General features: G+C 70.0%; 10 protein-coding genes. 4 read left to right on the plus strand and 6 right to left on the minus strand.

Annotation, left to right across the window (positions count from 1 at the left end; all coding sequences use genetic code 11):
- Positions 1 to 50: 50 nt before the first annotated feature.
- Entirely contained in the window at positions 51 to 1,169 is a 1,119-nt protein-coding gene (locus IE263_RS20485) for a mechanosensitive ion channel family protein (protein WP_189938632.1), read from the minus strand.
- Positions 1,170 to 1,291: 122 nt separating this feature from the next.
- Here IE263_RS20485 and IE263_RS20490 point away from each other — a divergent pair, with 122 nt between their 5' ends.
- The gene (locus tag IE263_RS20490) at positions 1,292 to 1,861 is read left to right on the plus strand and encodes a dienelactone hydrolase family protein (protein WP_189938634.1); all 570 of its coding nucleotides are present in this window, start codon (positions 1,292 to 1,294) and stop codon (positions 1,859 to 1,861) included.
- Here IE263_RS20490 and IE263_RS20495 read toward each other — a convergent pair.
- From IE263_RS20495 to IE263_RS20510, 4 genes are all read right to left on the minus strand, one after another.
- Positions 1,858 to 3,540 (minus strand): alkaline phosphatase D family protein, encoded by a 1,683-nt coding sequence (locus tag IE263_RS20495; protein WP_189938636.1) that lies wholly within the window; start codon positions 3,538 to 3,540, stop codon positions 1,858 to 1,860. The two genes, IE263_RS20490 and IE263_RS20495, sit on opposite strands and share 4 nt — an antisense overlap.
- 131 nt (positions 3,541 to 3,671) lie before the next feature.
- Complete coding sequence (locus tag IE263_RS20500) at positions 3,672 to 4,484, minus strand: thioredoxin domain-containing protein (RefSeq protein ID WP_189938638.1); 813 nt, start codon at positions 4,482 to 4,484, stop codon at positions 3,672 to 3,674.
- 91 nt (positions 4,485 to 4,575) lie between these two features.
- Complete coding sequence (locus tag IE263_RS20505) at positions 4,576 to 5,274, minus strand: hypothetical protein (RefSeq protein WP_189938640.1); 699 nt, start codon at positions 5,272 to 5,274, stop codon at positions 4,576 to 4,578.
- A gap of 112 nt (positions 5,275 to 5,386) precedes the next feature.
- The gene (locus IE263_RS20510) at positions 5,387 to 6,712 is read right to left on the minus strand and encodes a DUF2252 domain-containing protein (protein WP_189938642.1); all 1,326 of its coding nucleotides are present in this window, start codon (positions 6,710 to 6,712) and stop codon (positions 5,387 to 5,389) included.
- 204 nt (positions 6,713 to 6,916) lie between these two features.
- Here IE263_RS20510 and dnaE point away from each other — a divergent pair, with 204 nt between their 5' ends.
- A complete protein-coding gene (gene dnaE, locus IE263_RS20515) occupies positions 6,917 to 10,456 on the plus strand; it encodes a DNA polymerase III subunit alpha (protein ID WP_189938644.1) in 3,540 nt (1,179 codons plus the stop codon).
- A gap of 82 nt (positions 10,457 to 10,538) precedes the next feature.
- Here dnaE and IE263_RS20520 read toward each other — a convergent pair whose 3' ends face one another.
- On the minus strand, positions 10,539 to 10,706 hold the full coding sequence (locus IE263_RS20520) for a hypothetical protein (protein WP_189938646.1): 168 nt from the start codon (positions 10,704 to 10,706) through the stop codon (positions 10,539 to 10,541).
- Between the two features lie 225 nt (positions 10,707 to 10,931).
- Between IE263_RS20520 and IE263_RS20525 the strand changes: the two genes are divergently transcribed.
- A complete protein-coding gene (locus tag IE263_RS20525; RefSeq protein ID WP_189938648.1) occupies positions 10,932 to 12,152 on the plus strand; it encodes an NYN domain-containing protein in 1,221 nt (406 codons plus the stop codon).
- 108 nt (positions 12,153 to 12,260) lie between these two features.
- On the plus strand, positions 12,261 to 13,235 hold the full coding sequence (locus IE263_RS20530; protein WP_189938650.1) for an ABC transporter ATP-binding protein: 975 nt from the start codon (positions 12,261 to 12,263) through the stop codon (positions 13,233 to 13,235).
- Positions 13,236 to 13,245: the final 10 nt, after the last annotated feature.

The raw sequence follows: 13,245 nt of genomic DNA on the forward strand, positions 1-13,245 counted from the left end.
AGGCTCCGACGGTCCTGCCGGCGCCACCCGTGCCCGCCGGGCGGCACGGGTCAGCGGTCCGCCCGTGGCGACTCGTGGGCGCGGCGCTGGCGCGGGGGCGCGCCGTCGGGGGACGGGAAGCCGTTCGAACGGCCCGGCGGCAGCAGCGCGTCCGCCGTGTTGACGCGAGGCAGCGCGTAGGGATGTTCCTCGGACAGCCAACGGATCATCTGCTCGCGGACCGTCACCCGGGCCGTCCAGATGTCGTCGGCGTCCTTGGCGGTCACCAGGGCCCGCACCTGCATGGTGTTCGGGGTGGTGTCCGTGACGTCGAGGCCGTAGGCGCGACCGTCCCAGGCCGGGCACTCGCGCAGGATGTCGCGCAGCTTCTCACGCATCGCGTCCAGCGGTGCCGAGTGGTCGACGTGCCAGTAGACGATGCCGGTCATCTGCGGGGTGCCGCGCGACCAGTTCTCGAACGGCTTGGACGTGAAGTACGAGACGGGCATCGTGATCCGGCGCTCGTCCCAGGTCCGCACGGTCAGGAAGGTCAGCGTGATCTCCTCGACCGTGCCCCACTCGCCGTCGACCACCACGGTGTCGCCGATGCGCACCATGTCGCCGAACGCGATCTGCAGCCCGGCGAACATGTTGCTCAACGTGGACTGGGCGGCGACACCGGCGACGATGCCGAGGATGCCGGCCGAGGCCAGCAGCGAGGCGCCCGCGGCGCGGAACGCCGGGAAGGTCAGCAGCATCGCGGCCGCGGCCACCACACCGACGATGGCGGAGACCACGCGCATGATCAGCGACACCTGGGTGCGCACACGCCGCACCCGGGCCGCGTCGCGGTGGACGCGCGCGTACCGGCTGTACGAGGTCTCCACCACCGCGGCGGCGATCCGGATCACCAGCCAGGCGGCGGCCCCGATCAGCACCAGCGTGAGCACCCGGCCGATGCCGACCTTGTGCTCCTGCAACAGCTCCGCCTCGTCGTACGACCCTCTCAGCAGCGCCGCGCACAGCACGAGCTGGTACGGGATGCGGCCACGGCGCAGCAGCCCCCACAGGGGCGTCTCGGGATGCCGTCGGTCGGCCTTGCACAGCAGTCGGTCGGTGGCCCAGCCGATGAGCAGTGTCAGCACGACCGAGCCGCCGACCACGATCACGGGGCGGAGTAGGTTCTCCATGCCTTCGAACGTAACCGGCCGGGCGGGGTCATGAACATGTGCCTTTTGTGAAGAGGCACACGTGCGCTGTTGTCGGTTCCGGCTCGTGTGGCGTTGTCAGTGCCGGCTGGCACGATGGCCTCATGAACATCATGCTCTTCCATTCGACCTATGGACTGCGTCCCGCGGTGCACGCGGCGGCGGACCGGCTGCGCGCCGCCGGGCACGAGGTGTGGACGCCGGACCTCTTCGAGGGACGCACGTTCGACACGGTCGAGGAGGGCATGGCCCACGAGGAGAGGATCGGCAAGGACGAACTGCTGAAGAGAGCCGTCCTGGCCGCCGCGCCCTACTCGGAGCGCGGGCTGGTCTATGCCGGGTTCTCGCTCGGCGCGTCCATCGCGCAGACCCTCGCCCTCGGTGACGACAAGGCCCGCGGCCTGCTGCTCCTGCACGGCACCTCCGACCTGGCGCCGAACGCCTCGGTGGACGAGTTGCCGGTGCAACTGCACGTCGCCGAGCCGGACCCGTTCGAGACCGACGACTGGCTGAGCGCCTGGTACCTCCAGATGGGCAGAGCCGGCGCCGATGTCGAGATCTACCGGTACGCCGGGGCCGGCCACGTCTACACCGACCCCGACCTGCCCGACTACGACGAGGAGGCGGCCGAGGCCACCTGGCGGGTGGCGCTCGGCTTCCTCGAGACCCTCTAGACCGGGTCGTAGGTGCGCTCGACCTTCTGCGTGCCGGTGCGCGTGCGGTACGAACGCGTCCAGGAGGCGGTCGCGTCCTGCTTCGTCTTGTCGGACAGAACGTAGTAGTCCATCTGGGCGCGGTCGGCGGTGATGTCCAGGACGCCGTAGCCGTGGCGGTCGGTGTCGACCCAGTGGACGTGGCGGTTGGCGGCCTTGATGATCGGCGCGGCGATTGCGGAGACCGTGCCCTCGGGGACCTTCACGAGGTCGTCGAGGTTGTCGGAGGTCACGGAGGTGACCACGAACTCCGTGGCGGCCGAGGCCGACAGCGGGTACGTTCCGGCGTCCACCGGCACGTCGTTGGCCCACGCCATGTGGATGTCGCCGGTCAGGAACACGGTGTTGCGGATGGCGTTCGAGCGCAGGTGGGCGAGGAGTTCACGGCGGTCGTCCGTGTAGCCGTCCCACTGGTCGGTGTTGAGGGCGAGGCCCTCCTGCGGCAGGCCGAGGAGCTTGGCGAGCGGCTTGAGCAGGTCCGCGGAGAGCGAGCCGATGGCGAACGGCGAGATCATCACCGAGTTGCCGACCAGCCGCCAGGTGGTGTCGGACGCCTTCAACCCGGCCTTCAGCCAGTCCAGTTGGGCGCGGCCGGTGAGGGTGCGGTCGGGGTCGTCGACGTCGCCGTCGCCGACGGAGACCTGCTGGGAGCGGAAGGACCGCAGGTCGAGCAGGGACAGGTCGGCGAGCTTGCCGAAGCGCAGCCTGCGGTAGGTGGTGCCCGCGACGGCCGGACGGACCGGCATCCACTCGAAGTAGGCTTGCTTGGCGACCGCCTGACGGGTCGGCCAGGTGCCCTCCGTGCCCTCGGTGTGGTTCTCGGCGCCGCCCGTCCAGGCGTCGTTGGCGATCTCGTGGTCGTCCCAGATGGCGATGCAGGGTGCCTTCGCGTGCAGGGCCTGCAGGTCCGGGTCGGTCTTGTACTTGCCGTGCCGGGTGCGGTAGTCGGCGAGCGTGAGGATCTCGTGCGCGGGCGCGTGCTGCCGTACGACGGTGCCGCGCGTGCCGTACCCGCCGGTGCCGTACTCGTAGATGTAGTCGCCGAGGTGCAGCCAGGCGTCGAGGTCGCCGCGGGCGGCGAGGTGGCGGTACGAGGAGAAGTAGCCGGCCTCCCAGTTGGCGCAGGAGACCACACCGAAGCGGAGGTTGGCCACGGACGCGTTCGCCGCCGGCGCGGTGCGGGTACGCGCCACCGGGGAGTCGGTCCCGCCGGCCGAGAAGCGGAACCAGTAGTCGGTGGCCGGCTCCAGGCCGCGCACATCGGCCTTGACGGTGTGGTCGGAGGCGGCGGTCGCGGTGACGGAACCCTTGGCCACGATGGCCGTCAGCGCCTTGTCCTTGGCGATGACCCACTCGACCTCGGTGTCCGGGCCGAGCCCGGAGCCCGGTATCGCCTCGGCGGTGGGCGTCACCCGGGTCCACAGCAGGACCCCGTCGGGCAGCGGGTCGCCGGAGGCGACACCGTGCAGGAAGGCCGGGGCGTCCTCGGCGGCCCGGGCGGGCAGCGCGGCGGCGAGCGGGCCGGCCAGCGCGGCGGTGGCGGCGGCCGCCTTGACGACCGTACGGCGGCGCGGCGCAGAGGAGTTGGCGCGGGCGGGCAGCGCGTCGGCGCTCTCTGTTGATCTGTATCGACTGGTCACGGGCGATCAGATTACTGACCAGTACGACAAAGAGCGGGCGAACCGGCAAAAGTTCGCCCGCTCTTCGACTAGGCGTCGGATCGGACCAGAAGCAAGCGTGTTCAGGCTTGTTCAGACCCGTTCACGCCGGATCAGCCCTTGAGGGCCGCCTCGATCGCGGTGTTGAAGTCGGCGACCGTCATCGGCGCGTTCTTTCCGTCGGAGCCGGTCAGCGTCTTGCCGTCCATCTTCAGCGTCGGAGTGCCCGTCACACCGCTGTCGTCGAACGTCTTGGACATCTCCAGGGCCCACTTGTCGAAGGTGCCGTTCTTCACGGCGTCCTGGAACTTCGCGTTGCCCTTCAGCGCGGAGACCGTGTCCGCCACCTTGATCAGGTAGCTGTCGTCCTTGAACTTGTCGTCGCTCTCCTCGGGGTGGTACTTCGCCGAGTACAGCGCGGTCTTGTACTCGAGGAACGCCTCGGGGCTGACGTTGAGCGCGGCGCCCAGGGCGCTCAGCGCGTTCTTGGAGCCCTCGCCGGTCAGGCTCCGGTCGAGGAAGGTGGCGCCGACGAACTGGATCTTGTACTTGCCGGCGTCGTAGCCCGCCTTCACCGTCGCGCCGACGGTCTGCTCGAACTGGGCGCAGACCGGGCAGCGCGGGTCCTCGTAGAGCGCGAGGGTCTTCTTGGCGGTGCTCTTGCCGATGACGACGGTCGTGCCGTTCTCGCCGGTGGAGTTGGCCGGCTTGACCAGCTTGGCGTCCTTGGCCTCTTCCCAGTAGCCGGGCTTGTTGGCCTGGACGACGGCGTAGCCTATGCCGCCGGCCGCGGCCAGCACGCCGACGACCGAGCAGGCGACGATGACCTGCCGCTTGATCTTGGCCTTCTTGGCCTGGCGCTCGCGCTCGAGGCGCAGCCGCTCCCGGGCCGCCGTCTTCGCCGCCTGGGTGTTCCGCTTGCTCATAGGGGTGTTCTCCATGTGGGACGCGCACAGGGTGTGCGCGGGATACGTGTGGGGACTGCTCGTGCTGGGCGAGGTGCGCCGGCTGTGCAGCTCAGGCGCAGGCGAGAGCGACCGAGTGCGGCGGTCCCCGCCGTCCCAGGGAGTGCACGAGGATCCGGTCGCGGGCGGTGACCGTACGGTGCGTGGGCCGCGGCAGGCGGCGGGCCGCCGGGGCGCGTCGGACGGTCACGGCGGAGACGGCCAGCAGCAGCGGCCGGAACGTGGTCGCGGCGGCTGCCCGCAGCAGCTGGGCCAGCGCCCGCTCGCCCCGGCGCAGCCAGGCGGCGGCGACGAGGCCGACGGAGACATGGGCGCCGAGCAGCAGCCAGGCGGTGGCCGGGTCGGCGTGGGCGAGAAGACCGCCGAGCTTGTCCGGGTCGGTGCCGGTGACCTGGGCCAGCGGGGTGCCGACGCGGGTGCCGTCGCCGCACAGCACGTCCCAGCCGACCGAGGCCAGCGGGCCGGCGACCGGGCCGCCCGCGCGGCCGTAGCAGACGTGCTGGCCGGTGGTGAAGACGGTGTCGGCCGCCAGCTCCAGCGGGATCAGCAGGGCGGCGATCCGCCCGAAGCCGCACTCGCGGCCCGCGAGGGCGTACGCGAGGACGAACACGGCGGCCGCGACGGCGGCCACCGTGTTGAGCGGCAGCGGGGCCCGGGACAGCAGCACGTGCGACGCGGTGCTGAGCGTCACGACGAAGGCCGTGAACAGCGCCGCGCGTACGGCTCTGAGTCGGGTACCGGATATGTCCATGGCGGTGGAAGTGTGTCACGCGCTCCTGTAAGAGACCCCTAAAGGGTCACTGTGAGAGCCCTATTCGTTATGGATGCCACAGGGACGCCCCAGGGATGCCGAGGGGATCCCGTCACAGTCCCGGGATCCGGCCGTTGCGGAACAGGTCGACGAAGATCTGGTGGTCCGCACGCGCGCGTGCGCCGTAGGTGTGCGCGAAGTCCACCAGCAGGGGCGCGAAGCCCTCCTCGTCGGCCGCGATGGCCGCGTCGATGGCCCGCTCGGTGGAGAAGGGCACCAGGGACTCGCCGGAGGTGTCGTCCGCCGCCGCGTGCATCGTGGCCGTGGCCCGGCCCAGGTCGGCGACGACGGCCGCGATCTCCTCCGGGTCGTCGATGTCGCTCCAGTCGAGGTCCACCGCGTACGGCGAGACCTCGGCGACCAGCTGGCCCGCGCCGTCCAGCTCGGTCCAGCCCAGCCACGGGTCGGCGTGGGCCTGCAGGGCGCGCTGGGAGATCACCGTGCGGTGCCCCTCGTGCTGGAAGTAGTCGCGGATCGCCTGGTCGGTGATGTGCCGGGAGACGGCCGGGGTCTGGGCCTGCTTGATGTAGATCACGACGTCGTTCTCCAGGGCGTCGCTGTGCCCCTCCAGCAGGATGTTGTACGACGGCAGGCCGGCCGAGCCGATGCCGATGCCCCGGCGGCCGACGACGTCCTTCACGCGGTAGGAGTCCGGGCGGGCCAGGGAGGTCTCCGGCAGCGTCTCCAGATAGCCGTCGAAGGCCGCCAGCACCTTGTAGCGCGTGGCCGCGTCCAGCTCGATGGAGCCACCTCCGGGCGCGAAGCGGCGCTCGAAGTCGCGGATCTCCGTCATGGAGTCCAGCAGCCCGAAGCGGGTCAGGGAGCGGGCGTCGCGCAGCGCGTCCAGGAGCGGACCCTCAGCCGTGTCCAGCGTGAACGGGGGCACCTCGTCGCGCTTGGCGCCGGTGGCCAGCGCGTGGACCCGCTCGCGGTACGCGCCCGCGTACACCTCCACCAGGTCGGTGATCTGGTCGTCGCCGAGCGCCTTCGCGTACCCGATGAGGGCGATGGAGGCGGAGAAGCGCTTGAGGTCCCAGGTGAAGGGGCCGACGTACGCCTCGTCGAAGTCGTTGACGTTGAAGATCAGGCGGCCCTGCGAGTCCATGTACGTGCCGAAGTTCTCGGCGTGCAGGTCGCCGTGGATCCACACGCGCGAGGTGCGCTCGTCGAGGAACGGGCCGCCCCGCTTCTCTTCGTCCAGGTCGTGGTAGAAGAGCGCCGCCGTACCCCGGTAGAACGCGAACGCCGAGGCCGCCATCTTCCGGAACTTCACACGGAACGCGGCCGGGTCGGCGGCCAGGAGCTCGCCGAAGGCGGTGTCGAAGACGGCGAGGATCTCCTCGCCGCGAGGCTCGTCGTTGAGCTGCGGGACCGACATCGCGGGGTGCCTCCTGGTGCATGACATGTACGACAGCGTGTCTGTCGTCTCCAACGGCCGTGGGCATGCGAAAGTGCCCGCGGCTCTCGCTGTGAAGGTACGCGGGGGAGCCCTCCGAGTGTCAGTGCCGAGGCATAGACTTCGACGCTGACCCCCGGACTGTCCGCCCGCCTGTCGTCGAGTGTTTCCCTTGGAGGCCACGCCGTGTCGAAGCCGCCGTTCACGCACCTGCACGTCCACACCCAGTACTCCCTGCTGGACGGTGCCGCGCGGCTGAAGGACATGTTCAACGCCTGCAACGAGATGGGCATGACGCACATCGCCATGTCCGACCACGGCAACCTCCACGGGGCGTACGACTTCTTCCATTCCGCGAAGAAGGCGGGAATCACCCCGATCATCGGGATCGAGGCGTATGTCGCCCCCGAGTCCCGGCGCAACAAGCGCAAGATCCAGTGGGGCCAGCCGCACCAGAAGAGGGACGACGTCTCCGGTTCCGGTGGTTACACCCACAAAACGATCTGGGCGGCGAACGCGACGGGTCTGCACAACCTCTTCCGCCTCTCCTCGGACGCCTACGCCGAGGGCTGGCTGCAGAAGTGGCCGCGTATGGACAAGGAGACCATCGCCCAGTGGTCGGAGGGCCTGATCGCCTCCACCGGCTGCCCCTCCGGCGAGCTCCAGACCCGGCTGCGCCTCGGCCAGTACGACGAGGCCCTGAAGGCGGCCGCCGACTACCAGGACATCTTCGGCAAGGACCGCTACTTCCTGGAGCTGATGGACCACGGCATCGAGATCGAGCGCCGGGTCCGCGACGGCCTGCTGGACATCGGCAAGAAGCTCGGCATCCCGCCCCTGGTGACCAACGACTCGCACTACACCTACGCGCACGAGGCGGGGGCGCACGACGCGCTGCTGTGCATCCAGACCGGCAAGAACCTCTCCGACCCCGACCGCTTCAAGTTCGACGGCACCGGCTACTACCTGAAGTCCACGGACGAGATGTACGCCATCGACTCCTCGGACGCCTGGCAGGAGGGCTGCCGCAACACCCTCCTGGTCGCCGAGCAGATCGACACCACCGGGATGTTCGAGAAGCGCGACCTGATGCCGAAGTTCGACATCCCGGAGGGCTACACCGAGGTCACCTGGTTCAAGGAGGAGGTCCGCCGCGGCATGGAGCGCCGCTTCCCCGGCGGCATCCCCGAGGACCGCCAGAAGCAGGTCGAGTACGAGATGGACGTCATCATCCAGATGGGGTTCCCGGGCTACTTCCTCGTCGTCGCCGACTTCATCATGTGGGCCAAGAACAACGGCATCGCGGTGGGCCCCGGCCGTGGTTCCGCGGCCGGCTCGATCGTCGCGTACGCCATGGGCATCACCGACCTCGACCCGATTCCGCACGGCCTGATCTTCGAGCGGTTCCTCAACCCCGAGCGCGTCTCCATGCCCGATGTCGACATCGACTTCGACGAGCGTCGGCGCGTCGAGGTGATCCGGTACGTGACGGAGAAGTACGGCGCCGACAAGGTCGCCATGATCGGCACGTACGGCACCATCAAGGCCAAGAACGCGATCAAGGACTCCGCGCGCGTGCTGGGCTACCCGTACGCGATGGGCGACCGCCTCACCAAGGCCATGCCCGCCGACGTCCTCGGCAAGGGCATCCCGCTCTCCGGCATCACCGACCCCAGCCACCCCCGGTACTCGGAGGCGGGCGAGATCCGGGCGATGTACGAGAACGAGCCGGACGTGAAGAAAGTCATCGACACCGCCAAGGGCGTCGAGGGACTGGTCCGGCAGATGGGTGTGCACGCCGCCGGCGTGATCATGTCCAGCGAGACGATCACCGACCACGTCCCGGTCTGGGTGAGGCACACCGACGGCGTGACCATCACGCAGTGGGACTACCCGAGCTGTGAGTCGCTCGGCCTGCTGAAGATGGACTTCCTGGGCCTGCGCAACCTCACGATCATGGACGACGCCGTCAAGATGGTGAAGGCCAACAAGGGGATCGACATCGATCTCCTGAGCCTCCCGCTCGACGACCCGACGACCTTCGAACTGCTCCAGCGCGGCGACACCCTCGGCGTCTTCCAGTTCGACGGCGGCCCCATGCGCTCGCTGCTGCGCCTGATGAAGCCGGACAACTTCGAAGACATCTCCGCCGTGTCGGCCCTGTACCGCCCGGGCCCGATGGGCATGAACTCCCACACGAACTACGCGCTGCGCAAGAACAAGCAGCAGGAGATCACGCCGATCCACAAGGAGCTCGAAGAGCCCCTCAGGGAGGTCCTGGACGTCACCTACGGCCTGATCGTCTACCAGGAGCAGGTGCAGAAGGCCGCCCAGATCATCGCCGGATACTCGCTCGGCGAGGCCGACATCCTCCGCCGGGTCATGGGCAAGAAGAAGCCCGACGAACTGGCGAAGAACTTCACCATCTTCCAGGCCGGTGCCCGGAAGAACGGCTACAGCGACGAGGCCATCCAGGCCCTGTGGGACGTGCTGGTCCCCTTCGCCGGCTATGCGTTCAACAAGGCGCACTCCGCCGCGTACGGCCTGGTCTCGTACTGGACCGCCTTCCTGAAGGCGAACCACCCCGCCGAGTACATGGCCGCGCTGCTGACGTCCGTCAAGGACGACAAGGACAAGTCGGCGATCTACCTCAACGAGTGCCGGCGCATGGGCATCCGGGTGCTCCCGCCGAACGTCAACGAGTCGGTGCACAACTTCGCCGCGCAGGGTGACGACGTGATCCTCTTCGGCCTCGAAGCCGTGCGCAACGTCGGTACGAACGTGGTCGAGTCGATCATCAAGAGCCGCAAGGCCAAGGGCAAGTACGCCTCCTTCCCCGACTATCTCGACAAGGTGGACGCGGTCGCCTGCAACAAGCGCACCACGGAATCGCTGATCAAGGCGGGCGCGTTCGACACCCTGGGCCACACCCGCAAGGGCCTCACCGCGCAGTACGAACCGATGATCGACAACGTGGTCGCGGTCAAGCGCAAGGAGGCCGAGGGCCAGTTCGACCTCTTCGGCGGCATGGGCGAGGAGGAGAGCAGCGAGCCCGGCTTCGGGCTCGACGTGACCTTCACCGACGAGGAGTGGGACAAGACCTATCTGCTCGCGCAGGAGCGCGAGATGCTCGGTCTGTACGTCTCCGACCATCCGCTGTTCGGCCTGGAGCACGTCCTCTCCGACAAGGCCGACGCCGGTATCGCCCAGCTCACCGGAGGTGAGCACGCGGACGGCGCGGTCGTCACCATCGGCGGCATCATCTCGGGCCTGCAGCGCAAGATGACCAAGCAGGGCAACGCCTGGGCGATCGCCACCGTCGAGGACCTCGCCGGCTCCATCGAGTGCATGTTCTTCCCGGCGACCTACCAGCTGGTGTCGACCCAACTCGTCGAGGACGCCGTGGTGTTCGTCAAGGGCCGCCTCGACAAGCGTGAGGACGTGCCGCGTCTGGTCGCGATGGAGCTGATGGTCCCGGACCTGTCCACCGCGGGCGCCAACGCGCCCGTGATCCTCACCATCCCGGCCACCAGGGTCACCCCGCCGATGGTCAGCCGCCTCGGCGAGATCCTCACCCATCACAAGGGCGACAGCGAGGTCCGGATCAAGCTCCAGGGTCCGACCAAGACGACGGTGCTGCGCCTGGACCGGCACCGGGTCAAGCCCGACCCGGCGCTGTTCGGCGACCTGAAGGTGCTGCTCGGGCCGTCCTGCCTGGCGGGCTGAGCAACAGAAGCGCGTAAGGGGCGCACCCGTGCAGGGTGCGCCCCTCGGCGTGCTCGGGCTTCAACAGCCCTTTACGCAGATGTCAGTTGTGACCGAAGCGCTTCTGCCGGCCCTTGTGGGTCGCCACGTCGCCGGGCGTCACCTGGGCGACGGGCTGCTCGGCCTGCGTCTCCAGCGTCGGCTGCTGGGCCTCCTGCCGGCCACGCTCGGACTGCGGCCGCTTACGGTCACGGTTCTTGTTCTTGGCCATGGTGATCTGCCTCCTGTTGGGGGTCTAGGGGCCAGGGCCGGGACCAGATTCACATAGGCTGACTTACGACGCATTTCGGATAATTACCGTGTGTGACAGGGCTGGTCGGGAGCGCCCCGCGCCGAAACGCCACGCCGAAGATCGAGTTCGGACCGTTAACCCCCGTGTGGTCGGGCAGACTCGAAGCAAGCCCGAAGCAAACCTCCCGGAAAGAGGGTGAGTCGTGTGGACCGCTGCATCGTCCTGGTGGACGCCGGGTATCTGCTGGGGGCCGCCGCGAGTCTCCTCGCCGGAGAGCCGTCGCGGTCCCGGATCACCGTCGACCACTCCGCTCTCGTCCAGGGCCTGCGCGAACAGGCCGAGTCCGACACGGAACGGCCGCTGCTGCGCATCTACTGGTTCGACGGCGCGCCCGACCGCGTCCCCCAGCCCGAGCACCGCAGGCTGCGCGTGATGCCCCGGGTGACCGTCCGCCTGGGTGCCCTGACCCGCAGCGACGGCCGCTGGGCGCAGAAGGGCGTCGACGCCGCCATGCACGCCGAGCTGACCGAGCTGGCCCGCAACCGCGCCTGCTCCGACGTCGTCCTCGTCACCGGCGACGGCGACCTGCTGCCCGGCATGATGGCCGCCAAGGAGCACGGCGTCGCCGTCCACCTGTGGGCCGTCCAGGCCGCCGACGGCGACTACAACCAGTCCGAGGACCTGGTCGCCGAGGCCGACGAACGGCGCGTCCTGGACCGTACGTGGATCACCAAGGCCGTCCGCGCCAAGGACCTCGGCGGGATCTGCGCGCCGCCGCCCGCGCCCCGGCCCGAGATCGCCGCGATCCTCTCCGCGCCGCTGCCCGACTCCACGCTCGCCCCCGCGGCCGAGCGGCAGACCGAGGAGGGCGAGCACGCGCCCGCGGCCTCGGCCGACGGCGCCGGACCGCAGGAGCGGGTCCCCGCGCCCAAGGGCGTCCCCACCCCGAAGGACCTCGCCGCCCTGCGCGCGCCCGGCGCCCAGGCCGTGCAGCACCCCGCGACCGCCACCCTGCGCTGGTCCTCCGACAAGGGCTGGGTCGACCGCCCCGGTGTCGCCGCCGAGCCCTCCGAGGCCGCCTCGATGCCCACTCTCGCCCAGCTCACCACGGCGGAGCAGCGGTGGGCCGACCGCGAGGAGGACATCACCACCGTCGGCGGCGACCCCTACGAGGTGGGACAGGTCTTCGCACGCCGGTGGATGGAGCGCCTCGGCGACCAGAGTCACCTGCAGAAGCTGTCGGGCATGTATCCGCGCATCCCGCACCGCATCGACGGCGAGCTGCTGCGGTACGCGGCCCGCTTCGGGCTGCTCGCCCACAAGGACGACCAGATCGACGAGCACGACCGCTACGCCATCCGGGCGGGGTTCTGGCGGGAGATCGACGTGCGGACGGCGGCCGAGCACGCGCCCGCGGGGGACTGAAACGGGCACTCGGGGCGCCCCCGACGGCGAGCGGAGGGCGCCGACCCCGTAGTCTCGTCCCTTGTGAGTACGCGCGCGGCACCGGCAATTCGGCACAGGGACGAGGTCGTGTGTGCCGTGCGTGGCCTGACCAAGACCTATCCGGCGGTACGCGGCCGGCGCGGCATCCCCGCGACCCCCGAGGTCCGTGCCACGGACGACGTACGGCTGGACGTCCGGCGCGGTGAGATCTTCGGGCTGCTCGGGCCGAACGGGGCCGGCAAGACCAGCCTCGTCCGCCAGGTGACCGGCCTGATGCGGCCCGACGTCGGCAGCGTGGAGATCCTCGGGCACGACATCGTGCGCCACCCCGAGCGGGCCGCACGCATCCTCGCCTACCTCGGCCAGGAGTCCACCGCCCTCGACGAACTCACCGTCTCCCTCGCCGCCGAGACCACCGGCCGCCTGCGCGGCCTCGACGTACGGCAGGCGCGCCACGAGCGGGACGCCGTGCTCGACGAGCTCGGGCTCACCCCGATCGCCGGGCGGCCGCTGCGGAAACTGTCCGGCGGGCAGCGGCGGCTGGCCTGCTTCGCGACCGCGCTGGTGGGGGAGCGGCCGCTGCTGGTGCTGGACGAGCCGACCACCGGGATGGACCCCGTCGCCCGGCGGGCCGTGTGGTCCGCCGTGGACCGGCGGCGCGCCGAACGCGGGACGACCGTCCTGCTCGTCACCCACAACGTCATCGAGGCCGAGACGGTCCTCGACCGGGTCGCCGTCCTCGACAAGGGCCGGGTCATCGCCTGCGACACGCCTGCCGGGCTCAAGGAGCAGGTGGCCGGTGAGGTGCGGGTGGAGCTGGTGTGGCGGGAGCGGGCGCCGCTGGACGTGCCCGAGGTCGCCGCACTGCGCGAGCGGGCCGTGGAGTCCGGGCGCCGCTGGACGCTGCGGCTCGCCCCCGACGAGGCCCGCGCGGTCGTCGCCACCGTCACCGGCGGGGCCGCCTTCGCCGCCCTCGACGACTTCACCCTCGCGACGCCGAGCCTGGAGGACGTCTACCTGGCGCTGGGCGGCGCCGCGCGGCAGGGATTGGTGAGGGTGTGAGCAGGACAGC

The sequence above is a fragment of the Streptomyces aurantiogriseus genome (assembly GCF_014649375.1).
Taxonomy (GTDB): Bacteria; Actinomycetota; Actinomycetes; order Streptomycetales; family Streptomycetaceae; genus Streptomyces; species Streptomyces aurantiogriseus.